The organism is Burkholderia cepacia (genome assembly GCF_001718835.1).
GTDB lineage: Bacteria > Pseudomonadota > Gammaproteobacteria > Burkholderiales > Burkholderiaceae > Burkholderia > Burkholderia cepacia_F.
Window position 1 is genome coordinate 517,030 of sequence record NZ_CP013444.1, and the last position, 23,438, is coordinate 540,467.

The following is a 23,438-nucleotide window of genomic DNA, read 5'->3' on the forward strand; positions in this document are numbered from 1 at the left end:
CGCAGCGGCCCTGCGCTTGCGCTAACCCGTGTGCCCCGTGTGATGTTCGCCGGCCACGAACGTCGCGTGCGCGGGCTGCAACGGAATGTGGACGTCGATGGTCGTGCCCTTGCCGCGCGCGGTGTCGATCCGCAGCGTGCCGCCGACGAGATACGCGCGCTCGCGCAACCCGACCAGCCCGAACGATCCGGATTTGCGTGGCACGCCGGGATCGAATCCCGCGCCGTCGTCGCGGATCGTCAGCGCGATGCCGTCGTCGCCGCATACCAGCTCCACTTCGACCTGCGACGCGGCCGCGTGCCGCGCGACGTTCGCGAGCGCTTCCTGGGCGATGCGGAACACTGCCGTCGCGTAAGGCTCGCCGAGTTGCAGCTCGGGCGGGTCGACGTGCAGCGCACAGTCGATGCCGTGGCGGTGCCGGAAATCCTCCACGAGCCATTGCATGGCCGCGGCGAAGCCGAGGTCGTCGAGCATCAGCGGGCGCAGGTCCGAAGCGATGCGGCGCGTCGCGGCCACCGCGCCGCGCGCCAGCGCGTGCATCGCCGCGATCTTGCGCGCGAGCAGTGCATCGTCCTGCGGCACGCGGTCGAGCAGCCATTCGAGATCGTTCTTCAGCGTCGCGAGTGTCTGCGCGAGCTCGTCGTGCAGTTCGCGCGCGATGCGGCGCTGCTCGGCTTCGCGGGCGCTGGCGCTGATCGCGGCGATCTCGCGCAGCTCCTCGCGCGACGCCTGCAGCGCACGCTCGGCGCGCACGCGTTCCTCGACTTCGCGCCGCAGGTCGCGGTTCGACGCGCTCAGTTGCGCGGTGCGTGCGGCGACGCGCTGTTCGAGCCGTTCGTTCGCGTCGTTCAGCTGCGCGCTCTTCTGCAGCACGAGCTGATGCTCGTGCCGTTCGCCGGCCAGCGCGCGCACCGTCTGCGCATGCAGCCGGCCGTTTTCGAACAGCATCGCGAACAGCACGACGCCGGACGCGACGAGGCCGTACGCGCGCCCCGCGTAGAAGCCGAGATCGTAGCGCCCGTGATTCAGCATCGACGACAGCGCGATGTCGAACAGCCACGCGACGAGCACCGTCATCACCCACAGGTCGAGCACGGAATGACGCCGCCGCCGCTGCCACATCAGCATCAGCGCGACCAGGTTCAGCCCCCAGACCGCCACGACCGGACTCTGCAGCGGCTCGATCATCCGGTTGCCGCGCATGACGCGCGGCAGGTAGTCGTGCCCCGCGGTCGTGAACAGCGCGACCGCGCCGGTCGCGAGCGCGGTCGCGACGATGCAGCCCGCGATCGGGATCGCCGCGTGACGGACCGGCTTCGGCGGCGTGCGCGGGGCGTCGCGCAGCAGCGCATAGCACGCGACCACGAGCGGGAAGCCGCCGTGCCAGAACAGGTAAAGCCAGGCGGTGGTCTGGTCGCCGGCGCCGAGCAGGCCGGTCGGCGCGAACAGCCCGGGAAAGGTCAGCATGTGGGTGCCGGCCGTGAAGCCCGTGAACAGGTAGCCGCCCGCGAGCACGAGCAGCGGCTTCTCGCGCAGGATCGCGTACTGGCCGAGCAGCAGGCCGGCCGTCACCATGTCGTTGACGACGATCGCCGACTGGTACACGGGGATGAAGCCCCACTCCTGTGCGAGCGGCATCTTCGCGAACGGCGCAAGCGCGGCGAAGATCACCGCGGACACGAGCACGGTCGCGAGCGCGAGCCGCCGTTCGCGCCGGCCCGGCGGCAGCGACGACATGAACATGGGCGACGTGTCCGTATCGGCGTCGCGCGTCGCGGCGTCCGTCATGCGTCGTCCAGGTCGATGCCGAGGTCGTGGCGCACCGCGTAGCGGACCAGCGCGGCTTCGTGCGGCAGTTCCATCTTCTCGAGGATTCGCGTCTTGTACGTGCTGACCGTCTTCGCGCTCAGCGCGAGTTCGGTCGCGATCTGCGTGACGGTCTGGCCCGCGACGATGCGGCGCATCACGTCGAACTCGCGCGCGGACAGCCGTTCGTGCGGCGGCGTCTCGACCGGCGCGTGCAGGGTCCGGGCAAGGCTCTCCGCCGCCGACGGGCTCACGTAGACGCCGCCCGCCGCGACCTTGCAGACCGCCTCCACGAGCTCGGCGGTCGCGCTGTCCTTCGTCAGGTAGCCGGTTGCGCCGGCCTTGAACGCGCGCGCTGCGTATTGCGCCTCCGCGTGCATCGTCAGCACGAGCGTGCGCAGCGACGGCGCGTGGTGCTTCACCAGCCGGACCAGCTCGATGCCGGTCGGCGCGGGCATCGACAGGTCGAGCAGCAGCACGTCGGCGGTGCCGCGCTCGACCAGCGCGAGCGTGGCCGTGCCGTCGCTCGCCTCGCCGACGATTTCGAAGCCGCCGGCCGTTTCCAGGATGTGACGCAGTCCGTCCCGCATGACTGCGTGATCGTCAGCCAGAATTACCCTGATCATCTAGCGATCCTCTTCGGGATGACGCTTCGGCGCGCGAGGGCGCGGTGTCGTGCGGACGGCATTGCGTGACGGCCGGGGCGCGAGACGCCCGCGCACCGGCCGTTCTTCTGACCAATATATTCCGCCGAACCCGAAAACGGTACACGTCGAGGAAATTTTCTGCGACACAACAGACGAAATCGGTACCAGAACTAAATGATCGGCGCGGCGGCCTATTCATCTGATTAAATGACGAGGCGGCGCCGAGCGGCACGGCCCGTGCCGGTTCGGGACTACACTGAATCTGATGCCGCCCCCATCTTTCAAGGAGAGTCATCGATGATCGATCTTGCCGAAATCCTGCCGTCCGCACTGCCCGCCGCCGTCGCATGGGCCGAAGCGGAGGCGGCGCGCGGGATCGCGCAGGGTGCGCCGCTGACGCCGGCGCAAGCCGACGACGCGCGCACGGTGGGCGTCGCGCAGCCGGAGCGGATCCGCGTCGTCAGCGCCGCGCAGCTGCCGTTTCCCGACGAGCCCGCGCTCGCCGAGCTCGCACGCGAAGCCGGGCTGTTGTCGCCGGGGACGATCGGGCTCACGCTCGGTCATGCGGTGTACGTGCTGCGCGGACAGGACACGCGCCGCCTGCTGACCCACGAATTTCGCCACGTGCATCAGTACGAGGCCGCCGGATCGATCGGCGCGTTTCTCGCGCGCTATCTGCAGGAGATCGCGACGGTCGGCTACCACGACGCGCCGCTCGAGGCCGACGCGCGGCAGCACGAGATCGGCTGACGCACGGGCGTGTACACCTTCATGACAGCCGCGACGGCGGCGAACGCCCGGCGTTGCCGGCGCATGCGCGGCGGAGTCACCCCCCGACAGGACAGGCGATGAGCGACACGATCCACGCGTGGATCGGCGCGATCGGCGCGCATCCGCTGCTCGTGCTCGCGATCGTGTTCGTGACCGCGTGTGCCGAGGCGATCGCGCTGATCGGCACGGTCGTGCCGGCCGGCGCCGTGATGTTCGCGGCCGGTGCGCTGATCGGCGCGGGCGCGCTCGATGGCTGGACGACGATCGGTGTCGCGGCAGTCGGCGCCGTGATCGGCGACGGCATCAGCTACGAGCTCGGGCGGCACTACCACAGCGAGGTCCGGAAGTGGTGGGCGCGCAGGGGGCTCGCCGCGTCGTACGAACGCGGCGAGGAGTTCGTGCTGCGCCATGGCGTGAAGAGCATCGTGCTCGCCCGTTTTCTTGCGCCGGTGCGCGCGGTCGTGCCGGTCGTCGTCGGCTGCGCGACGCTGCCGCGCCGGTCGTTCTATCCGGTCAACGTCGTCTCGGCACTCATCTGGGCGCCCGTGCACGTCGCGCCGGGCATCGTGTTCGGCGCGTCGGCCGCGCTGGCCGCGGCGATCAGCGTGCGGGTCGCCGTGATCCTGCTGGTCGTCGCGGCGCTGGTCGCGCTCGTGTGGATCGGCGTGCGCGTCGCGCTGCGGCGCGGCGTGCCGCTGTTGCGCGGCGGCGCCGCCGCCGCGGTGCACGCGTGCGCGCATCGCTGGCCGGGCGTCGCCGTGCGGCTGCGCAGGCTGGTCGCCCGCGTGCGCCGGCTGCCGGGCGCGATCCTGTTGCTGGCGCTGCTGTTCGTCGGCTGCGTGTGGCTGTTCGCGGGCCTCGTGCAGGATGTCGTCGCGAACGATCCGCTGACGCACGCGGACATCGCGCTGTATGCGTTCCTGCAGAACCTGCGCACCCCGCCGGTGGACGCCGCGATGCGTGCAATCGCGGTGCTGAGCGGTCGCGACGTCGGCCTGATCGTCGCGGCCGCGTTTCTCGTCTGGCTGATGATCCATCGCTGCTGGCTGACCGCCGCGTGGTGGCTCGCGACCGTCGGCGTCGCCGTCGTGCTCGTGCCGGCGTTCGGCATCGCGCCGATCGGCGGCACGCCCGCGACCTTCGAGCCCGGCGGCGCGCACGTGCCGCTGCCCGATGCCGAAGCCGCGTTCGCGATTCTCGCGACCGGCTGCATGGGCTGGGCGCTGACGCGCGGGCGCGCGGTGCTGTGGCGCAACGGCGTCGCGATGGCGATCATGCTGTGGATCGTGCTCGGCGGCTTCGCGCGGCTGTATGTCGGCGACACGTGGCTGTCGGGCCTGCTGGGCGGCTGGAGCCTCGGGCTGGCGTGGTTCGCGTTGCTGGCCGGCGCCTATGCGTACTGGCGCGTGCGCGAGCACGTGCAGCCGAGGGGCGCGCTCGTCGCGGTGAGCGTGGTGCTCGCGACGGCCGGCGTATGGACGATTCCGGCGGCGTGGCGCGCCGACCGGGTCCAGCATGCACATGCCAGGGTGGTCGCGATGACCGTCGACCAATGGTTGCGCGGCGGATGGCAGCGCGTGCCGGTGCGGCGCACCGAGATCGGCGGCGACCGCGAGGAATATCTGCCGCTGCAATGGAGCGCGACGTCGGATACGCTCGACCGGCATCTCGCGCAGGCCGGCTGGCAGCGCGCGACGCCGTGGTCGCCCGCCACCGCGCTGCGCTGGCTGTTGCCGCAGGCGCCGGCCGAAACGCTGCCGGTGCTGCCGCGCTATTCGCAGGGCGTGGATACGCGGCGGGTGTTCGTGCGCGTCGATCCGGGCCAGCCGGACAGCCGCCTCGTGCTGCGGCTGTGGCGTTATCCGTACGTGTTGCAGGATGCGCTCGGCATGCGGCCGCTGTGGTACGGCGCGCTGTATCGCGAGACGCTGCATCGGCCGGCGCGGCTGATGACGATCGTGAGCAGCGCGACGATCAACGGCGCCGCGGACATCGCGCAGGCGCTCGCGGTCGACGCGAAGATCGTGCATCCGCCGGCCGGCGCAAGCTCGGCGCCCGCGGACGTGCTGCTGGTGTGGATGGCGATGCCGTGATCGGGTGTGCGTCGCTTACGGGCGCGCGTGCTGTTCCGGTTCGACGGACAGGCGCAAGCCGACGGTCTTGAGCACCGCGAGCAGCGTTTTCAGCGTCGGGTTGCCGTTGGGGGACAGCGTGCGATACAGCGATTCGCGGCTGATGCCGGCTTCGGCCGCGACTGCGCCGAGCCCGCCGTACGCTTCCGCGACGGTGCGCAGCGCGAGCAGGCCGGCCGCGCGGTTGTCGGGATCGTCGAGCGATGCCATGGCCGCCTTCAGGTATTCGACGGCGAGTTCGCGGTCGGCGCCGAGTTCGGCGACTTCCGCGTCGTGGTGCGATACCGCACCTTTGAGCTTGGTCATGTTTGCCTCCGTTTCCATTCATGCCAGAGTGCATTCGCGTAGCGGATGTCGGCCGTCTGGCTGTCCTTGTCGCCGCCGCTCAGCAGCAGCACCAGTGCGCCGCCGTACCGCCCGAAATACACGCGATAGCCGGCGCCGACATGGACGCGCAGTTCGATCACGCCTTCGCCGACAGGCTCGCAATCGCCGAAGTTGCCCGTCTGCACGCGGCGCAGGCGTTCGCGAATCCGGGCCTGTGCAAGCTTGTCGCGCACGGCAAGCAGCCATTCGGTAAACGGCTCGTGGCCGTCATCGCATCGATAGCGAAGGAGTTCGACGACAGGCGGCATTGTAACTTATAAGCTACAAAAAGAAAAATGAAAGCGGCGCGGATTTCGCGGCTTGCCGGGCGGAATGACGGAGGGCGCATAGCGAGCCGCAAAGAAAAAGGCGCTGCAGCCCGAGGGCATGCAGCGCCTTTCATTCGGAGTCTCGATCGATAAACCAAGCGATGAAACCCGCTACCCGGACGAGATCGATTCTTTCATCCGGTACGGCCGGCCGCTATTGGCCGAACGGGCAACGGCCACGCGGTCACGTTTTCGTCACGGCAACGCGATCACCCTTTCCCGCGCGAATCCCGCGAGCGTGCGCAGCGCATCGCGCGCCGAGCGCAGGTAGAACGACTGCAGGTGGAACACGTGACAGCGCGCCGCGTGGACTTCGAGACGGCACGGCGCGCCTTTCTCCTTGTGCTTGTCTGTCATCGTCGAAATCACGTTGGAATGCTTGACGTCGTTCACTGCGACTTAACGTATGCAAGAATCAATTTCTTGAGGAAACCCCTGCTTCATCGCCCCCTTTCACCGAACGCCCCGTCGAATGCCCAAATGCCAGAATACGTATGAGCGCTTCCACACCCCGAGCGACGAAGTTGCCGCGCGGGAAGTCGCGGCGATGAGCGATGAGGAGCGCGCGCGCGCCCAGTCGGCGGGCAGCGTGCATGTCCGAAACTGGCTCGCCATTCTGGTGACGCCGGTCGCCGTCGGGCCTTTGATCCCGTTGTTCGCGTATATGGCGGGCATGCTCGCATACCGCGGAATGGTCGATCCGGCCTTCGATATCGATCGTGCGGTTGGCGAAACATCCTTCACCGTCATATGGGTCACGGCGCTCTTCATTGCAGCCTGGATCGGCCTGAACTGGTACGTCGCGACGTACGGCACCCGACAGCGGTACTGGCGTGAAATGCCATTCAACGGACGTGTCGAACTGGAGCGCCATACGCTCCGTGCGGCAATCATCGTGTGGTCGGACGACTACGATCCGGAACCCCTCTACGTCGAGGAATGGATCGACGGCAAGCTCGAATCCAGCAGGGCCCGACTAAGGCAGTGGATCCTGGCCCGGACGTCCGTCGGTCATTGGCTGGTGCTGGATCATCGAATTGCGGCAGACAGTGGGTACGGGCCGCCCGCGCTCCCCTTGGAAACGAAACGATTGGTCCCGCAGCAAGAACTGGCAATCGCATTTGCGCCACGCACCAATGTCCGCATCGGATTGAGATGGAGTGGACCGGCGGCGCCATCGACCGTGACTTCCTGCCTGCTGTCTCACGCCGAATGTGAGCGCCTGGCTGCGGCGGCTCACCACTATGGTTTTTTTCCGTCGGACCAATATGGCGTCGTGGCTCCCTGCGATGCCGACTGGGTCGAGGAACTCGCGGCCCGGGCATTGGGGCGCGACGTGCCTGTCGACGTGGCGCCCGGGCGAGCGCTGACGTAATCGTCGCGGGCTGCTTCAACGACGACTGCGGCCGGCACGGCGCGAAGGCGCCCGGTAAATAGTCTGAAAAGCATTCCAATTGCCAGCGACTGCATGATGACGGGGTTCAGCTCAAGGTCTTGTGTCGATCATCCTCCTTCAACCACATCCACCGGCCGGGAACGTGTTCGCAATACCAATGAACATGAGCGGGAATGGTTCGAACATCAGGAAATCTCCGGCCGGCCTCCAAATAAAACTGGCCGGTCGGCCCGTTCTGCGACCAGCCTTCCCAGAGGCCCGTTTCGGGGCAGATCATCCCGGTGCAGAGATTCATCTCGCCGTACTTCTGGCGCTTGGCCAGTTGGCGCTGCTGTAGTTCCTCTGGCGTCAGGTAATGACGGCCAATGGCAATTGACCGCAGATTCACCGCACCGCGGAAATTGCTCAGCGTGGCGCCACCTTTCTCGCTTACCCATTCGCCGAGATAGCCGAAGCCGGCAGTCACATCAAAAGGGGAGTCCAGTGGCATCGGCAGGCGGTAACCAAACGTGACGTAGTTTGTCGGATACCAACCAGAAATATCTCTGAGGCCGGTCGGATCGAAAAAATCCCCCATCTCCGTGCGCACCCCGTCAATCAATTCGCCCCGCGCCAATCGGTGCAGTCCCAGACTATCCCACGCCTCATAGGGGATGTTCGTGTATACGTCCCCGCCGACACCGTCCCCCACCTTGATCCCAAATGTGTTGATGCTCGGCTTGCCATCGATCGGATGCAACTTGTCGTAGGAGAAGGTTACCGACATCGTGTCATCGTCGAAGTCGTAAGCATATTCGATCATGCGGACACCCTCGGCCTCATACTTCTTTGGCTGACCAAATGTCCGCACCACCTCGTCGAACGGGATCTGCCCCGCCACCCATTTCAGCCCGACGCGCACGAACTGCATCAGCTTTGCCTGCTGGGCCACGGTCATCATCCGGACCGGCGCTTTCTCCTGCATTTCATTGCCCGCGCTCGGCGCCGGTTGCGCCTGGCAAGCGGGACTCCAACCGGCGAGCACGGTCAGCCAGCTCGTAAGCATGGCTGCACTGAGCCGTCGGATACGTCCTGAGCGCCAGCTCCAGTTCGGCATCACAGTAGGCCGAAGCCATGTCGCAGCATACAAAGACAAGGGCGTCGTTCTCCCACGGCCAGGCCGTGTAGTCGTAGCCACAACGGTTCGGCTACCATCCATCGATATCAATCCATCATTGAGCGAGATGCGATAACGCTGCTGCGGCAGAATCCAGCTCTCGCACACTGCCCTTAAAGATCGATCTCAGGGACGTTGTATTCCCTCAGCCACATCCAGCGCGCATGCTCCCACGTCGGATATCTCCGCTGCTCTTTTGCTTCCTCGTAGGTAAGGTTGCGCGCCGTGGGAAACGGCCGGTCCTTGAACACGACGTGTGCATCGGTCGGGCCGTTGGATGTCCAGGCTTGCCATATCGCCGTTTCCGGGCAGACCATGCCCGTACAGAGGTTCATCTCGCCGTACTTCCGGCGCTTCGCCAGTTGGCGCTGCTGTAGTTCCTCTGGCGTCAGGTAGTGGCGACCTATGCCAAGGTCGCGCAGATTGACCGCATTGCGGAAATTGCTCAGTGTGGCGTCACCGCGCTCATTTATCCATTCGCCCAAGTAGCCGAAACCTGCTCCGACGTCGAAGGGGGCATCCGGCGGCATTGGCAGGCGGTAATTGAACGTGACATAGTTCTTCGGGTCCCAACCGGTAATGTCTCTGCGGCCGGTCGGATCGAAAAAATCTCCTCTAATTGCGCGTGCCCCGTCAATCAGTTCGCCACGCTTGACACGAACCAGTCCCAAGCCGTCCCAAGTCTCATAGGGAATATTCGTGTAGACATCCCCTCGTATTTCCAATTCAAATCCGTTGAGGCGTGGCATGCCGTCGATCGGATGCAGCTTGTCGTAGGAGAAGGTTACCGACATCGTGTCATCGTCGAAGTCGTAGGCATATTCGATCATGCGGACACCCTCGGCCTCGTACTTCTTTGGCTGACCAAACGTCCGCACCACCTCGTCGAACGGGATCTGTCCCACCACCCATTTCAGCCCGACGCGCACGAACTGCATCAGCTTTGCCTGCTGGGCTTCGGTCATCATCCGGACCGGCTTCTCCTGCATTTCACTGCCCTCCCTCGGTGTCGGTTGCGCCTGGCAAGCGGAACTCCAACCGGCGAGCACGGTCAGCCAACTCATAAGCATGGCTGCACTGATCCGCCGGATACGTCCTGAGCGCCAGCCCCAGTTCGGCATCCCAGTAGGCCGAAGCCATGTCACCGCATACAAAGGCATCGTTCTCCCACGGCCGTGCCGTGTAGTCGTAATAGCACCGGCTCGGCTCGGCCACCATCTCATCGATATCAATCGGGGTTCCTCCCATGCCTACGTTTTGCAACAGTTCCTTCGCCAGCGCGCGAGCGCGCTGAAACTCGTGTTCCAACGTCGCAACGTCCGGCAGGTATGCCGGCCGATATCCATTCTTGTCATGTCGCCAGATATTTAGCGTGTATACATACATCCCGATCGCCATCCGCTTGAGGCTGGCCAATGCGGTCGGCTCGCTGGGAATCGCCTGCCTGGCAGTCAGTGCAATCATTGCGGGCGCTTGTTCGAATTTTCTTCGGCCTAGTTCTGGCTGCTCTCCACCAGATACGGCGGCCGGCCACTTCGCGATGTTCGGAAGCGTCTCGAAGTTGTCCGGGTACTGCTGTACCAGCGCATACATCCAGAACCACTGCTGGCAGTGCCGCGCCTCGTGATAGAGCGTGTCGGCAAACATCTTCAACGCCCCCAGTTGCGTGGCCTGATTGCCACTGTCAGCAGCGACGACAGCGTCGATGCGGAACATCGGCGCCAGTTGCTCCACATTCAGGATCAAGCTCCAGTCGTTCGGCGTGAACACCCCCTGCTGGCCGGGTGCATGGGCCAACGGAACGGCCAATCCCATGTTGACCGGAACAGCGTCGGCAGGAATCCCGAAGCCAGCTGCCGGATCGGTCAACGCGGCGGCGATGACAGGGCGAATCAGCAGAAACAGCTCCCGAATCGAATCTCTATTGAGCGGCCATCGCAGCGTCAATGCCGGCACCGTGCCTGATGGGCCGAAGTACGCCTTCCCCCACTGCACCTGCTTGACCAGCACATTCTGGATCGCCCTGGCATAGTCGCGGGCCACCGGATACATCAGTTGGCCGCGCCGTTCCGGATCGGCGTCCGAATGCCGCAGTCCCCATCGATCCGGCGTGCACAGCGGATACTGCGGCATCAGGCCCGCGCTGGTGGGCTGAACCTTGTTCACCAGCATCTCGTGTGGTCCAACCTTGTGCTTGCGTGTTCGAGTCATGTGGCGTTTCCCTCTGGAGCATCGGCCTCTTTCGATTTCGCATCCTTCGTGATGGCAGCGCAGGACGTTGCCAACAGCGAGCCGTCCTGGCGCAGCAACTCCAATGTGGCAATCTGCAAGCTCTCGCTCATCGCCAACTCGGTTTCGCCATGCGAACTGCTCGTGCCCTCGATCACTCGGCCATCGTTGAGCGTGATGCGATAGCGCTGCTGCGGCAGGACCCAACCCGATTCGCGTTCCACCAGCACGAAGTGCTCCGCCACCTTGGCGTCCTCGATATGGGCCACCGGCATCTTCACGGGTGGCGCTTGCGGCCCGAACCTCTGGTGATCGCCCGCGTACCAATGGCACTTGCCGCCCGTGAGCACCTGAAAGCCATCCGGGCCGAGCCGCACGGCCGTCCCGTTGACCTTGAGCTCGATGTTCTTCGCGGCGCTCAGCCGGATGCTGTCGGTCGTACTGATCAGGTCGAGAACCTGCTTCGCGATGATCTCGATGCCGTTCTGCTGTGCCTGGATCTCGACCTTTCCTCCGCCGGCGATCAGCCGCAGGCCCTTTTTCACGAACAGCGAGAACGCTTTGCGCGCGCTCGCGTAGATCGAGCGGCCGGCCGCGATGGCCATATGCCCGACGCTGGTGAGGGCGATATGCTCGTCGGCCGCCACATGCACGCTGCGCGCAGCCGTGATGGCGGCGCCTTCGGCACTGGCCAACACCATGTCGGCACGGGCGAACTGTGGAAACGGCTGCTCGGGCGTAGCGGCTCCGCCCCGGATCGCATCGTTCTGCGTCTTGATCGCGCGTGCAACCTCGCTCTGGTCCGCGTGTTTCCGTTGCGCGCCATGCCGCTGCGCCTGCTCCGTGAGACTTTCCTGGATGTCACGCGCCTGCGTGAGCCGCGTAATCGTTTCACCCATGTCCTTGACCGGCGCGGCGGCGCCCTCGCGCGCCTCGGTGGTCAGCAGCAGGCCCCGGTTGGCGCGCGCCACGCCCCAGGCCTCCGTCGACAGCTCCCAGCCCTCGCCACGCGCATCCATGCGTCCGGTCTTCGCTTCGATGCGCGTGTTGTAGCCGATCACCAGGCGCGATTTCGCGTGATCGCTCGTCACCTGGACCTGCAGCTTGCCCGGGGTGTCGTCCGACACCACCGCGGTGGACTGGTTGTCCGTCAGCGAGCGGCTCAGCCACCCGGTGAGCGCCTGGTTCTTCGGCACCTCCCATGGCGGCTGGTTGAACGCGTTGACCTGCCGTGCCATCACGAAGGGCTTGTCGGAGTCCCCCTCGTGATAGAGCACGGTCACTTCCTGTCCGATGCGCGGCAGCGCCACGAAGCCGAACCCGTTGCCCTGCCACGGCTGCGCGACGCGTATCCAGCAGCTTGCATTTTCGTCCGGTCCGTTGCGCCGGTCCCATACGAAACGCACCTTGATCCGCGCATAGCCGTCGACCCACATCGGCTGGTCGGCCGGCCCGACCACGATCGCGGTTTCCGCACCGCACCGCGGCTTCTTCCGCGGCTTGTTCCGGAAGAACGCGTCGGCCGGTTGCAGCGTGAACTTCGTCACGCACGCGTACTGCGCATCCTCGCCAGCCGGCCGCGTGGTCTCGTCCATATTGCGCAGGTCGAGATCGGTCGAGACGACCAGGTACTCCGTATTGGCCGCTTCGAGCGGATGCGCGTCCAGATGAAACGTATGCCCGACCGCCAGCCCGCGCAGATTGCCTTTGCCCGTTACTCGCAGAGCCTTGGCGCGCAGCGCGTCGACGCGCACGCCGGCCAGATGGCGCGCCTCGCGCTCATGGTCGTTCGGCTCGCCCGTCAGCCCCGACGCGCCCGCCAGCGGCTGCGAATAGTCGCCGAACGCATAGTGTTCGGCATTGGCGAATGCGGATTCGCCGTGGCGATTCTCGTCGGTCGTGAACCGGGCACGCGGTCTCGTGTAATCGTAGTCGGCCAGATGCACCGCACCGGCGGTCAATGTATGCGACACGTCGAGCTGATCGATGTGCTCCTCGTCGATGCGCGCGCCCTCCGGCGCGTGATAACGAATCGTGTCGTACATGTCGCCGTGCGGGTGGTGCGCGCCCGGCGAATCGGCAATCACGAGCATGTGGCCATCCATGAAGAAGGTCAGCCCCCACTCGCGCCACAGCCGCGTGAGAAACGCATAGTCGGACTCCCACATCTGCCGCACGTAGTCGCGCGCGGGATAGCGCCCGTTCAGCCCTGTCGCGGCCAACCGCAGTTCGAAGGGAAAGCCGCCATAGCGCCGCTCCTTGAGCACCGCGTCGGTGATGTCCACCACGCTCATGTCCTGGAAAATCCGGCTGTCCCGATTCCGCGTGGCGAACCACAGCCACGGCCGCACGGTGAAACGGCAGAACACGCGCCGGTCGTCCTCGCCCGTGCAGGTGACGCCTGTCACGAGACCCGTGATTGTGCGTTGGCCTGCGCCCACTTTACCGAGTCCGGCGTCGCCGGGCATGCCCGGCATGAACGTGCCGCGTCCGTCGAACTCAATCGTGACGCTGACTTCCTGACCGATCAGGGACTCAGAGGACACGAGCTGTTTCGCTTCCCACAAGGGCAGTGTCGGGTCAGCGACGGTCGTCAGTTCCAGCGTGTAGCGATACAGCTTGCCGAGCTTGTCGGTGCCGACGAGGCGCCGCGCGGACAGCACCGGCCGGCCGCCCCAGGTCGGCAGCGCGGAACCCGACACGGTCAATGTGCGGGCTTGAGTCGGTTCCAACATGAAATCTCCAGTCGGAGTACGAAATGCACCAGGCATGCACAAGCGTCACGCTGCAAGCGGTTTTGTCGCCGATGCAGGCCACGCGTCGACCGCGATGCATGCGCCCGGTCGCAATTACGGGGAAGACGCCGCCACACTTGGGACACCTCACCGCATGGCCGTCCAGCGCCACGCCGATGCCGTGATGCTCGAGATCGTCAGCGGCTTCGATGACGTTGCCCACGTGGTCGGTGGTGTCGCCCAAACGGGCCATTTCGCGGCCTTGCTCGGTTTTCATCAACGACTCGTGCGAGGGTGGAAGTCGTTCTTTTACCTCGCCCGGAAATGGAGTGCAATTATTGAGATGATTATTGACGATTGGTGACAATCAAAATCAAGGGTTTCAATTAAGGATTGCGACTTATCTCAATCCATCGATGTGAATTGAGTTTATTCCTATTGGCTTGCGTCCCTTATCCAGCACGCCACGCACACATCCCGCACTGCGCAACAATGAAGTGAAAATGCCGCCGCGCCGAATAAGGCACTGCATTGGTATCGCCAGCGCTATTACGTTCTACGACTCGCTCTCATCAAGCCCCCGCCTCCCGATGAAACAACGCGAGAAACTGCTGCGCAGGAACCGAAAGCGGCCGATCCCGCCGCACGAGGCTCCCATACGACGGCAGCTTCTGCGCGAGCGCGTAATCGACGATCGCGACCATCCCGTGCTCGGCATTCAATTCGGCGACCGTCCTCGGAATCACGCCGAGCATCCGCGAGCGATCGACGAGACTCATCGTCGTCAGGATCGAGCCGGTCTCGACCAGCCCGCGCGGCATCGGCTGGTGGTGCATCCGGAACTCGCGCTCGACGACTTCGCGCGCGGGGCTGCCGGTCGGCTGCAGGATCCACGCATAGTCGAGCAGCGCCGCGAACTCGACCGGCCCGCCGCCGACGAGCGGATGGTCGCGGCCGGCGACGATCGCGAGCGCTTCGTCGTCGACCGCGCGGAACTCGCAGTCGGCGCCGACGTTGCGCCCGATCACCACTTCGAGCACGCCTTCCTGGAGCTGCGGCATCAGCTTGTCGCTGGTGTCGACCGCGATGTCGATCGCGAGCAGCGGATAGCGTGACTTCAGCTGCACGAGCGCCTCGGTGAGCCGCCCGGGCGTCGCGGCCATGATGCTGCCGATCGCGAGCCGCCCGGCGCTGCCGAGCTGCAGTTCGGCCAGCTCGCGGTTGAGCGCCTCCATGCTGCCGCGGATTCCGCGGAAGTAGCCGAGCACCCGCTCGCCGGCCGGATTCAGCACGAGCCCGCGCCCGACGCGCTCGAACAGCGGCTGGCCGAGCGCATCCTCGAGCTCGCGCAGCATCTTGGTCGCGGCCGGCTGCGTGAGGCCGAGCCGGTCGGCCGCGGCGCGCAGCGTCGAGCACTCCTCGACCGCCAGTAGCAGCGCGACCTGGCGCATCCGCAGCCGGTTCAGCAGTTGCGGCGTCGAATCCTTTCTGTCGATCGAACCCAATTCGATTACCCCAGGTTATCAATTCATCAAGAGTTTTCAATTTACCGGCGTGTTCCGTCTACCTAGCATGAACCCCACATGACGAACGGCCGCTTTCCGGCCAGAGGCAGAGACAGGAGACGAATATGCAGACGAATTCGGCGATTCCGGCACACGGCCCGGCGCGCGCGGCAGACCCGGCATTGCCGGTCGTCGCGCTGACGCTCGGCGACCCGGCCGGCATCGGCCCCGAGCTGATCGCGAAGCTGCTTGCGCGCCCCGATGCCGTGACGCGCGCCAATCTCGTGCTGATCGGCGACCGCTGGCTGTGGGAAGCCGGCCAGCGCACCGCGGGCGTGCAGGTCGACGTCGAGCCGGTCGCGTCGCTCGCCGACGTGCGCGACCGGCCGTCCGTCGCGCGGCCCGCGTTCGTCGCGATCGATACCGTCGATCCCGCGCAGGTGACGCTCGCTCAGGCCGGCCCGGCAGGCGGCCGCTCGGTGCTCGACGTGCTGAACCGCTGCATGGACGCGGCGCTGGCCGGCGACGTCGACGCAATCTGCTTCGCGCCGCTCAACAAGCACGCGATGAAGCTCGGCGGCCTCGCGCACGACGACGAGCTGCATCACTTCGCCGACTACCTCGGCGTGACCGGCTACTTCTGCGAATTCAACACGCTCGGCGAACTGTGGACCGCGCGGATCTCGTCGCACATCCCGCTGAAGGACGCCGCGCGCTACCTGTCCGTCGAGCGGATCGAACAGGCATCCGAACTGATTTACCGGTCGTTGCTCGCGAACGGCGTCGCGGCGCCAAAGGTCGCGATCGCGGCGTTCAACCCGCACGGCGGCGACGGCGGCATGTGCGGCCGCGAGGAGATCGACGTGATCGCGCCGGCCGTGCGCGCGCTGCAGGCGCGCGAATGGCCGACCGACGCGCCGTTCCACGGCCCGTTCCCGGCCGACACGATCTTCCTGAAGGCGCAGGCCGGCGACTACCAGGCGATCGTCACGATGTACCACGACCAGGGGCAGATCGCGATCAAGCTGCTCGGCTTCTCGCGCGGCGTGACCGTGCAGGGCGGGCTGCCGGTGCCGATCACGACGCCCGCGCACGGCACCGCGTACGACATCGCGGGGCGCGGCGCGGCCGACGTCGGCGCGACCTGGCAGGCGCTGCAGATCGCGTGCCGGATGGGCGCCGCGCATCGCCGGCAGACCACCTCCGCGTGACGACCCACCGGAAACGAAACCGAAAATCAGGAGACGACACAATGAAGATCAAGGCTGTGCGCGCCCGCGTGTACCAGTGGAAAGGCAAGACCGTGCCGCCGCAGGGCAATTTCTGCTCGAACGCGATGGACCTGCTGTACGCGCCGCAGGAAACGATGAGCACGTTCCGCTTCCATTCATGGACGGTCGTCGAGGTCGAAACCGACGACGGCATCGTCGGCCTCGGCAACGTCGCGCTCGCGCCGCACGTCGCGAAGGCGATCGTCGACCAGTATCTCGCGCCGCTCGTGATCGGCCAGGACCCTTGGGACTACGAATACCTGAACCAGCGGATGTACCGCGCGACCCACGCGTGGGGCCGCAAGGGCGTCGGCATGGCGGCGATCTCGGCGGTCGACATCGCAATCTGGGACATTCTCGGCAAGAGCGTCGGCAAGCCGGTGTTCAAGCTGCTCGGCGGCCGCACGAAGGAGAAGATTCCCTGCTACTACTCGAAGCTGTACCGCACCGACCTGAACGAGATGCAGGCGGAAGCGCAGCGTTATCTCGACGAAGGCTTTCGCGCGTTCAAGATGCGCTTCGGCTACGGGCCCGCGCACGGGCAGCAGGGCGTCGTCGAGAACCTGAAGTCGGTCGCGGCGATCCGCGAGGTGATCGGCGACGACAACGACCTGATGCTCGAGTGCTATATGGGCTGGAACCTCGAGTACGCGAAGCGCATCCTGCCGAAGCTCGAGAAGTACCAGCCGCGCTGGCTCGAAGAGCCGGTGATCGCCGACGACATCGACGGCTACGCGGAGCTGAACCGGCTGACGAGCATTCCGATCTCGGGCGGCGAGCACGAGTTCTCGCTGTACGGCTTCAAGCAGCTACTGGATCGCAAGGCGGTGTCGGTCGTCCAGTACGACACGAACCGCGTCGGCGGCATCACGATGGCGCACAAGATCAACGCGCTGTGCGAGGCGTACAGCGTGCCGGTGATTCCGCACGCGGGCCAGATGCACAACTACCACCTGACGATGAGCACGCTCGCTTCGCCGATGAGCGAGTACTTCCCGATGTTCGACGTCGAGGTCGGCAACGAGCTGTTCTATTACATCTTCGACGGCGAGCCGGCGGCCGAGAACGGCTTCCTGCAGCTGCGCGACGACGTGCCCGGCCTCGGCCTCACGCTGAAGACCGAGTTCCTCGACCAGTTCGACATCGTGGAGTGACCATGCGCGCACGTTACCAGGGCGTCTTTCCGGTGGCGCCGACGATCTTCACCGACGACGGCGCGCTCGACCTCGACGGCCAGCGCCGCGCGATCGACTTCATGATCGACGCAGGCTCGCACGGCATCTGCATCCTCGCGAACTACTCGGAGCAGTTCGCGCTCGGCGACGACGAACGCGACCTGCTGACCCGCACCGTGCTGGAGCACGTCGCCGGCCGCGTGCCGGTGATCGTCACGACGTCGCATTTCAGCGCGCGGATCTGCGCGGAACGCAACCGGCGCGCGCACGCCATGGGCGCGTCGATGGTGATGGTGATGCCGCCATATCACGGCGCGACGTTCCGCGTGCCGGAGGCGTCGATCCACGCGTTCTTCCGCGACGTGAGCGACGGGCTCGACATTCCGCTGATGATTCAGGACGCGCCGGCGAGCGGCACGACGCTGCCGGTCGACTGCCTCGCCCGGCTCGCGCGCGAGATCGACGCGGTGTCGTACTTCAAGATCGAGACGCCCGGCGCGGCGGCGAAGCTGCGCGAGCTGATCCGCGTCGGCGGCGACGCGGTCGAAGGGCCGTGGGACGGCGAGGAGGGCATCACGCTGCTGGCCGATCTCGATGCGGGCGCGACGGGCGCGATGACGGGCGGCGGCTATCCGGACGGGATTCGCCGGATCACCGACGCGTATTTCGCCGGCCGCCGCGACGAGGCGTGCGAGCAGTATGCGCGCTGGCTGCCGCTGATCAACTACGAGAACCGGCAGGCGGGCTTTCTCGCGGCGAAGGCGCTGATGAAGGCCGGCGGCGTGATCGCGTGCGACAGGCCGCGCGCGCCGTGGCCCGACCTGCATCCGGACACGCGCGCCGGGCTGCTCGACGCGGCGCGGCGGCTCGATCCGCTCGTGCTGCGCTGGGGGCGGTAGGCGCGCGGCGAAACGACACGATGACGCAAGGCCCGCGAGAAGGCCGCGTTCACGCAGACAAATATTGGAGACACCATGACCACCCTGAATCAGGCGAGCCCGGCCTACGACGCCGACGTCGCCGCCCCCGTTCCGCGCCGCCGCTGGCTGCGCGTGATTCCGCCGCTCCTGATGGCGTGCATCATCTCGTACATGGACCGCGTGAACATCGCGTTCGCGATGCCCGGCGGGATGAACGCCGACCTCGGCATCGGCGCGAGCATGGCCGGCCTCGCGGGCGGCATTTTCTTCTTCGGCTACCTGTTCCTGCAGATTCCGGGCGGCCGCCTCGCGGCGCTCGGCGGCGGCAAGAAGTTCATCGCGTGGTCGCTCGTGAGCTGGGCCGTGCTGTCGGCGCTGACCGGGCTCGTCACCGAAGCGTGGCAACTGCTGGCGCTGCGCTTCCTGCTCGGCGTCGCCGAAGGCGGGATGCTGCCCGTCGTGCTGACGATGGTCAGCAACTGGTTTCCCGATCGCGAGCGCGGGCGCGCGAACGCGATGGTCATCATGTTCGTGCCGCTCGCCGGGATGATCACCGCGCCGCTGTCCGGCTACATCCTCGCGACCTACGACTGGCGCCACCTGTTCTACGGCGCGGGGCTGCTGTCGCTCGCGTTCCTCGCGATCTGGCTGCCGTTCGCGGACGACAGCCCCGAGACCGCGCGCTGGATCTCGCCGCGCGAGAAGGCGTACATCGCCGAGGCGCTCGCCGCCGAGCGGGAAGCCGCGCGCGTCGGCGAGCAGAAGGCCGCGGCGTCGTTCGGCGCGCTGCTGCGCGACGGGACGATCTGGCGGCTCGTGCTGATCAACTTCTGCTACCAGGTCGGCATCTACGGCTATACGCTGTGGTTGCCCACGCTCCTGAAAAACCTCACCCACGGCGGGATGGCGCAGGTCGGGATGCTGGCGATCCTGCCGTACGTCGGCACGATGCTCGGGATGAGCGCGACGTCGTATTTGTCGGACAAGACCGGCCGGCGGCGGCTGTTCATCGTGCTGCCGCTGCTCGGCTTCGCCGCCTGCCTGTTCCTGTCGGTGCGGTTCCAGGCGACGATGGCGGTGTCGTACGCCTTCCTGATCGGCTGCGGCTTTTTCCTGCAGGCGGCGGCCGGCGTGTTCTGGGCGATTCCGCCGAAGCTGTGCAGCGTCGAGACGGCCGGCAGCGCACGCGGCCTGATCAATGCGCTCGGCAATCTCGGCGGGTTCTGCGGCCCGTATGCGGTCGGCGTGCTGACCCAGCACGTGAGCACGGCGGCCGGCGTGTACAGCCTCGCGGGCGCACTCGCGGTGGCCGGGCTGCTGACGTTCACGCTGCCGAAGCGCTGCGAGGCGTGAGCTCGCGCGACATGCGCCTTATTTCGCCGCGGCGACTTCCATGCGCCGCGGCGGCAAGATCGAAGGACGGAGACTCACATGAACGACATCCTGCTGCTGGTCCAGAAATGCGCGCACACCTTCAGCTTCTACGACCTCGAAACGCGGGCCGCGCTCAAGCACATCGTGCTGCCGAACTTCCCGCATGAATTCACCGTCGACGCGAACGACCGCTACGCGTACGTCGGCATCTTCGGGATCGAGACCGCGTGGACGCGCGGCCACGAAGGCGATCACCGGATCGCCGAGATCGACCTCGTCGAACGCACGCATACGCGCATGCTCGACCTGTGGCCGTACTACCGGCCGCACGGGATGGCGAGCGATCGCGAAGGCCGCCTGTACGCGATGAGCGAGGCGCACGACATGCTGCTCGTGTTCGATCGTCCGACGGAGCAGGCGGTGCCGAACCTGGCGGTGCCGTCCGGCGGCGTGAAGACCCACCTCGTCACGCTGACGCGCGACGCAAGCCGCGCATACGGCGTGCACCTGCTGTCGAACACGGTCACGCAGTTCCACCCGCGCGACGCGACGGTCGCGCCGCGCGCGGTGATGCCGGGGCCGCGCCCGGAGGGCAACGCGCTGTCGAGCGACGAGCGCACGCTGTACGTCGCGAACCGCGGCGACGACACGCTGGTCGCGATCGACACCGAAACGATGACGTGCGGCCGCCGCGTGAAGACGCGCAGCGATCCGAACCGCATCTACCGTGCAAGCGCGCCGGACGGCCGCGACCTGCTGCTGCTGACCAATTCGGGCGAGCAGTCGATCTCCGTGTTCGATGCGCAGCAGCTCGAGGAGATCGAGCGCGTGGCATTGCCCGCGAACCCGACCGCGCTGTCGTTCCATCCGTCGCGGCGCGCGGCCTACGTGTCGTTCCAGGACGACTACGTGCGCGAGCTCGATCTCGACGCGTGGCGCTTCGTCGGCGCGATGCCGACGCTGCGCGAGCCGGATGCGTCGTATGTGCTCGCCGGCCCGCGCTGACATGCGCGGGGAGTGCATCCTGGACGGCATGCCCGATGCGCTCGTCGACGCGCATCACCACCTGTGGCGGCTCGATGCGGGCGCGCACTATCCGTGGCTGCAGGATCGGTACGATCCGTCGCGCTTCATCCTCGGCGACTACGCGGCGCTGTGCCGGGATTTCGACGTGGACGACTACCGGCGGGCAGCGCAACGCGCGCCGCTCGTCGCGAGCGTGCATGTGGAGGCCGAGCGCGCGCACGACGAGGCGCTGGCGGAGACGCGCTGGCTGCACGACGTCGCGGCCGCGCACGGGCTGCCGTCGGCTGTCGTCGCGTGGGTCGACCTGCTCGCCGACGACGCGGCGCAACGGCTCGCCGAGCAGGCCGCATGGCCACGGGTGCGCGGCGTGCGCTTCAAGCCGTGCACCGCGCCGGCGCCGGATGCGACGGCCGATGGCCCCGGTACATTGCATGATCCGCGCTGGCCCGCGGCGCTTGAACGGCTCGCCGTGCACGGCCTATGCTGGGATCTGCGGGTGCCGTTCTGGCATCTCGGCGACGCGGCCGCGATGCTCGCGGATGCGCTGGGCGTCGACGTGGTGCTCGAACATGCGGGGCTGCCGTGGGACCGCTCGGACGCGGGGCTCGCGCGATGGCGGCGCGGGATGGAAGCGCTGGCCGCGCTGCCGCGCGTGTCGGTGAAGCTGTCCGAATTCGGGTTGCGCGACGCCGCATGGAACGACGTGGAGAACCGGCGAATCATCCGCGACGCGATCGCGATCTTCGGCTGGGAGCGCTGCATGTTCGCGAGCAATTTCCCGGTGGCGGGGCTGCGGGTCACGTATCCCGCGTTGCTGCGCACCTTCGCGGACGCGCTGACGGACCTCGACGACACGGCGCGGCGCGCGATCTGGCATGACAACGCGATCCGGATCTACCGGATCGGCATGGACGAACAGCGAAAGCAGGCAGGTGAATGATGCAGATCACTGGAGAGATGTTGATCGGCGCTGCGTCGGTGCGCGGCACGGCAGGGACGCTGCGCGCGTTCGATCCGGCGCGCGGCGTCGAACTGGAACCCGAGTACGGCGCGGGCGACGCGGCGGACGTGGATCGGGCATGCACGCTCGCGGCGGCGGCGTTCGATCCGTTTCGCGCGATGCCGCTCGACGTGCGCGCACGTTTTCTGGAGACGATCGCCGACAATCTCGTCGCGCTCGGCGACGCGCTGATCGCGCGTGCGCACCAGGAATCGGCGCTGCCGGTCGCACGGCTCGAAGGCGAGCGCGCACGCACGGTCGGCCAGCTCCGGCTGTTCGCGGCGCTGGTGCGTGACGGCCGCTGGCTCGACGCGACGCTCGATGCCGCGCTGCCGGACCGGCAGCCGCTGCCGCGTCCCGACCTGCGGCTGCAGAAGATTCCGGTCGGCCCGGTCGCGGTGTTCGGCGCGAGCAATTTCCCGCTCGCGTTCTCGGTGGCGGGCGGCGATACGGCGTCGGCGTTCGCGGCCGGCTGCCCGGTGGTCGTAAAGGCGCATCCCGCGCATCTCGGCACGTCGGAACTCGTCGGGCGCGCGATCCGGCAGGCGGTCGCCGCGTGCGGCCTGCCGGAAGGCGTGTTCTCGCTCGTGATCGGTGCGGGCAACGCGATCGGCGAGGCGCTCGTCGCGCATCCGGCGATCAAGGCGGTCGGCTTCACCGGTTCGCGCGGCGGCGGGCTCGCGCTGATGCACATCGCCGCGCAGCGGCGCGAGCCGATTCCGGTCTACGCGGAAATGAGCAGCATCAATCCGAGCTTCGTGCTGCCCGGCGCGCTCGCGGCGCGCGGCGGCGAGATCGCGCGCGGCTTCGTCGAATCGCTGACGCTCGGCGTCGGCCAGTTCTGCACGAACCCGGGGCTCGTGGTCGTGCTCGACGGGCCGCACACGCCGGCGTTCATCGACGCGGCCGCGCAGGCGCTTGGCAGCAAGGGCGCGCAGACGATGCTGACGACGGGAATCGCGGACGCCTACGCGCGCGGCGTCTCGCAACGCGCGGCGGCGGACGGCGTGAGCGCGGTCGCGCAAGGCGCGCAGACTGGCGCGCAGGCGGCCGCGGTGCCCGCGCTGTTCGCGACGACGCAGCCCGCGTTCGTGTCGAACCCGCGGCTCGAGGACGAAATCTTCGGGCCGACGTCACTGATCGTCACGTGCCGCGACATCGACGAGATGATCGACCTCGCCGAGCACGTCGAAGGGCAGCTGACCGCGACGCTGCATCTCGACCCGGACGACTACGCGCTCGCGCGCCGCCTGCTGCCGACGCTCGAGCGCAAGGCCGGGCGGATACTCGCGAACGGTTATCCGACCGGCGTCGAGGTCGCGCATGCGATGGTGCACGGCGGGCCGTTCCCGGCGACGTCGGATTCACGCACGACGTCGGTCGGCACGCTCGCGATCGAGCGCTTCCTGCGGCCGGTGTGCTACCAGGCGTTGCCGCAGGCGCTGCTGCCGGCGGCGTTGCAGGACGGCAATCCGCTCGGGGTGTGGCGACTGAAGGATGGGCGGTTCGGGAGGGAATGAGCGACGGTCGGTGAAGCCGGCGAGCGTGAACCGGGTCTAGAATCGACGGCGTTGCAACGACGCCATCCCCATTTTCGAGG

20 protein-coding genes and 1 pseudogene are annotated in these 23,438 nt (G+C 67.0%); 10 read left to right on the plus strand and 11 right to left on the minus strand.

What is annotated here, in order from left to right; genetic code table 11:
• Positions 1-21: 21 nt before the first annotated feature.
• Together WT26_RS22740 and WT26_RS22745 are read right to left on the minus strand one after the other, a co-directional pair.
• Positions 22-1,788 (minus strand): sensor histidine kinase, encoded by a 1,767-nt coding sequence (locus WT26_RS22740; RefSeq protein ID WP_069274003.1) that lies wholly within the window; start codon positions 1,786-1,788, stop codon positions 22-24.
• On the minus strand, positions 1,785-2,432 hold the full coding sequence (locus WT26_RS22745; RefSeq protein ID WP_069274004.1) for a response regulator transcription factor: 648 nt from the start codon (positions 2,430-2,432) through the stop codon (positions 1,785-1,787). Before WT26_RS22745 ends, WT26_RS22740 begins: the two co-directional genes overlap by 4 nt.
• A gap of 318 nt (positions 2,433-2,750) precedes the next feature.
• Between WT26_RS22745 and WT26_RS22750 the strand changes: the two genes are divergently transcribed.
• Positions 2,751-3,203, plus strand: coding sequence for a hypothetical protein (locus WT26_RS22750; RefSeq protein ID WP_069274005.1), 453 nt, complete (start codon positions 2,751-2,753; stop codon positions 3,201-3,203).
• 98 nt (positions 3,204-3,301) lie between these two features.
• Positions 3,302-5,317: a VTT domain-containing protein gene (locus tag WT26_RS22755; protein WP_069274006.1), complete on the plus strand. Its 2,016-nt coding sequence runs from the start codon at positions 3,302-3,304 to the stop codon at positions 5,315-5,317.
• A gap of 15 nt (positions 5,318-5,332) precedes the next feature.
• Here WT26_RS22755 and WT26_RS22760 read toward each other — a convergent pair whose 3' ends face one another.
• The 3 genes from WT26_RS22760 to WT26_RS22770 all read right to left on the minus strand — a co-directional run bounded on the left by WT26_RS22760 (position 5,333) and on the right by WT26_RS22770 (position 6,408).
• Positions 5,333-5,662 carry an addiction module antidote protein gene (locus WT26_RS22760; protein ID WP_069274007.1) on the minus strand — a complete coding sequence of 110 codons (330 nt, stop codon included), beginning with the start codon at positions 5,660-5,662 and terminating at the stop codon, positions 5,333-5,335.
• The gene (locus tag WT26_RS22765) at positions 5,659-5,991 is read right to left on the minus strand and encodes a type II toxin-antitoxin system RelE/ParE family toxin (protein WP_069274008.1); all 333 of its coding nucleotides are present in this window, start codon (positions 5,989-5,991) and stop codon (positions 5,659-5,661) included. Before WT26_RS22765 ends, WT26_RS22760 begins: the two co-directional genes overlap by 4 nt.
• A 255-nt stretch (positions 5,992-6,246) precedes the next feature.
• Positions 6,247-6,408 (minus strand): hypothetical protein, encoded by a 162-nt coding sequence (locus tag WT26_RS22770; protein WP_155123176.1) that lies wholly within the window; start codon positions 6,406-6,408, stop codon positions 6,247-6,249.
• A 115-nt stretch (positions 6,409-6,523) separates the two neighbouring features.
• Here WT26_RS22770 and WT26_RS22775 point away from each other — a divergent pair, with 115 nt between their 5' ends.
• On the plus strand, positions 6,524-7,426 hold the full coding sequence (locus WT26_RS22775; protein ID WP_069274009.1) for a hypothetical protein: 903 nt from the start codon (positions 6,524-6,526) through the stop codon (positions 7,424-7,426).
• Between the two features lie 106 nt (positions 7,427-7,532).
• On the opposite strand, the gene WT26_RS22780 is transcribed toward WT26_RS22775, so the two are convergent.
• The 6 genes and pseudogenes from WT26_RS22780 to WT26_RS22805 form a co-directional block, all read right to left on the minus strand.
• On the minus strand, positions 7,533-8,543 hold the full coding sequence (locus tag WT26_RS22780) for a hypothetical protein (protein WP_155123177.1): 1,011 nt from the start codon (positions 8,541-8,543) through the stop codon (positions 7,533-7,535).
• 173 nt (positions 8,544-8,716) lie between these two features.
• Entirely contained in the window at positions 8,717-9,592 is an 876-nt protein-coding gene (locus WT26_RS22785) for a hypothetical protein (RefSeq protein ID WP_069270914.1), read from the minus strand.
• Position 9,593: 1 nt separating this feature from the next.
• Complete coding sequence (locus WT26_RS22790; RefSeq protein WP_155123179.1) at positions 9,594-10,769, minus strand: hypothetical protein; 1,176 nt, start codon at positions 10,767-10,769, stop codon at positions 9,594-9,596.
• Between the two features lie 41 nt (positions 10,770-10,810).
• The gene (locus WT26_RS22795; protein ID WP_196222185.1) at positions 10,811-13,567 is read right to left on the minus strand and encodes a type VI secretion system Vgr family protein; all 2,757 of its coding nucleotides are present in this window, start codon (positions 13,565-13,567) and stop codon (positions 10,811-10,813) included.
• A gap of 97 nt (positions 13,568-13,664) precedes the next feature.
• Positions 13,665-13,844, minus strand: a pseudogene (locus WT26_RS38525) (PAAR domain-containing protein); the annotation flags it as partial.
• Between the two features lie 295 nt (positions 13,845-14,139).
• The gene (locus tag WT26_RS22805) at positions 14,140-15,072 is read right to left on the minus strand and encodes a LysR family transcriptional regulator (RefSeq protein ID WP_010097392.1); all 933 of its coding nucleotides are present in this window, start codon (positions 15,070-15,072) and stop codon (positions 14,140-14,142) included.
• Between the two features lie 125 nt (positions 15,073-15,197).
• Here WT26_RS22805 and WT26_RS22810 point away from each other — a divergent pair, with 125 nt between their 5' ends.
• From WT26_RS22810 to WT26_RS22840, 7 genes are all read left to right on the plus strand, one after another.
• Positions 15,198-16,283 (plus strand): 4-hydroxythreonine-4-phosphate dehydrogenase PdxA, encoded by a 1,086-nt coding sequence (locus WT26_RS22810; protein ID WP_059988207.1) that lies wholly within the window; start codon positions 15,198-15,200, stop codon positions 16,281-16,283.
• Between the two features lie 41 nt (positions 16,284-16,324).
• A complete protein-coding gene (locus WT26_RS22815) occupies positions 16,325-17,497 on the plus strand; it encodes an L-rhamnonate dehydratase (protein WP_059794362.1) in 1,173 nt (390 codons plus the stop codon).
• Between the two features lie 2 nt (positions 17,498-17,499).
• On the plus strand, positions 17,500-18,417 hold the full coding sequence (locus WT26_RS22820) for a dihydrodipicolinate synthase family protein (RefSeq protein WP_069270918.1): 918 nt from the start codon (positions 17,500-17,502) through the stop codon (positions 18,415-18,417).
• A gap of 75 nt (positions 18,418-18,492) precedes the next feature.
• Positions 18,493-19,791: an MFS transporter gene (locus WT26_RS22825; RefSeq protein ID WP_069270919.1), complete on the plus strand. Its 1,299-nt coding sequence runs from the start codon at positions 18,493-18,495 to the stop codon at positions 19,789-19,791.
• 78 nt (positions 19,792-19,869) lie between these two features.
• A complete protein-coding gene (locus WT26_RS22830) occupies positions 19,870-20,817 on the plus strand; it encodes a YncE family protein (RefSeq protein ID WP_045564409.1) in 948 nt (315 codons plus the stop codon).
• A complete protein-coding gene (locus WT26_RS22835) occupies positions 20,795-21,778 on the plus strand; it encodes an amidohydrolase family protein (RefSeq protein ID WP_155123180.1) in 984 nt (327 codons plus the stop codon). The genes WT26_RS22830 and WT26_RS22835 overlap by 23 nt, the downstream gene beginning before the upstream one ends.
• The gene (locus WT26_RS22840) at positions 21,778-23,358 is read left to right on the plus strand and encodes an aldehyde dehydrogenase (NADP(+)) (protein WP_069271823.1); all 1,581 of its coding nucleotides are present in this window, start codon (positions 21,778-21,780) and stop codon (positions 23,356-23,358) included. Before WT26_RS22835 ends, WT26_RS22840 begins: the two co-directional genes overlap by 1 nt.
• The last annotated feature ends 80 nt before the right edge of the window (positions 23,359-23,438 follow it).

Coding starts and splice junctions, on each gene's coding strand:
- WT26_RS22795 (WP_196222185.1), bottom strand. CDS start 13,567: ATGTTGGAACCGACTCAAGCCCGCACATTGACCGTGTCGGGTTCCGCG.
- WT26_RS22785 (WP_069270914.1), bottom strand. CDS start 9,592: ATGCAGGAGAAGCCGGTCCGGATGATGACCGAAGCCCAGCAGGCAAAG.
- WT26_RS22755 (WP_069274006.1), top strand. CDS start 3,302: ATGAGCGACACGATCCACGCGTGGATCGGCGCGATCGGCGCGCATCCG.
- WT26_RS22835 (WP_155123180.1), top strand. CDS start 20,795: ATGTGCTCGCCGGCCCGCGCTGACATGCGCGGGGAGTGCATCCTGGAC.
- WT26_RS22815 (WP_059794362.1), top strand. CDS start 16,325: ATGAAGATCAAGGCTGTGCGCGCCCGCGTGTACCAGTGGAAAGGCAAG.
- WT26_RS22770 (WP_155123176.1), bottom strand. CDS start 6,408: ATGACAGACAAGCACAAGGAGAAAGGCGCGCCGTGCCGTCTCGAAGTC.
- WT26_RS22840 (WP_069271823.1), top strand. CDS start 21,778: ATGCAGATCACTGGAGAGATGTTGATCGGCGCTGCGTCGGTGCGCGGC.
- WT26_RS22830 (WP_045564409.1), top strand. CDS start 19,870: ATGAACGACATCCTGCTGCTGGTCCAGAAATGCGCGCACACCTTCAGC.
- WT26_RS22745 (WP_069274004.1), bottom strand. CDS start 2,432: ATGATCAGGGTAATTCTGGCTGACGATCACGCAGTCATGCGGGACGGA.
- WT26_RS22775 (WP_069274009.1), top strand. CDS start 6,524: ATGCCCAAATGCCAGAATACGTATGAGCGCTTCCACACCCCGAGCGAC.
- WT26_RS22750 (WP_069274005.1), top strand. CDS start 2,751: ATGATCGATCTTGCCGAAATCCTGCCGTCCGCACTGCCCGCCGCCGTC.
- WT26_RS22820 (WP_069270918.1), top strand. CDS start 17,500: ATGCGCGCACGTTACCAGGGCGTCTTTCCGGTGGCGCCGACGATCTTC.
- WT26_RS22780 (WP_155123177.1), bottom strand. CDS start 8,543: ATGCCGAACTGGAGCTGGCGCTCAGGACGTATCCGACGGCTCAGTGCA.
- WT26_RS22740 (WP_069274003.1), bottom strand. CDS start 1,788: ATGACGGACGCCGCGACGCGCGACGCCGATACGGACACGTCGCCCATG.
- WT26_RS22765 (WP_069274008.1), bottom strand. CDS start 5,991: ATGCCGCCTGTCGTCGAACTCCTTCGCTATCGATGCGATGACGGCCAC.
- WT26_RS22810 (WP_059988207.1), top strand. CDS start 15,198: ATGCAGACGAATTCGGCGATTCCGGCACACGGCCCGGCGCGCGCGGCA.
- WT26_RS22760 (WP_069274007.1), bottom strand. CDS start 5,662: ATGACCAAGCTCAAAGGTGCGGTATCGCACCACGACGCGGAAGTCGCC.
- WT26_RS22825 (WP_069270919.1), top strand. CDS start 18,493: ATGACCACCCTGAATCAGGCGAGCCCGGCCTACGACGCCGACGTCGCC.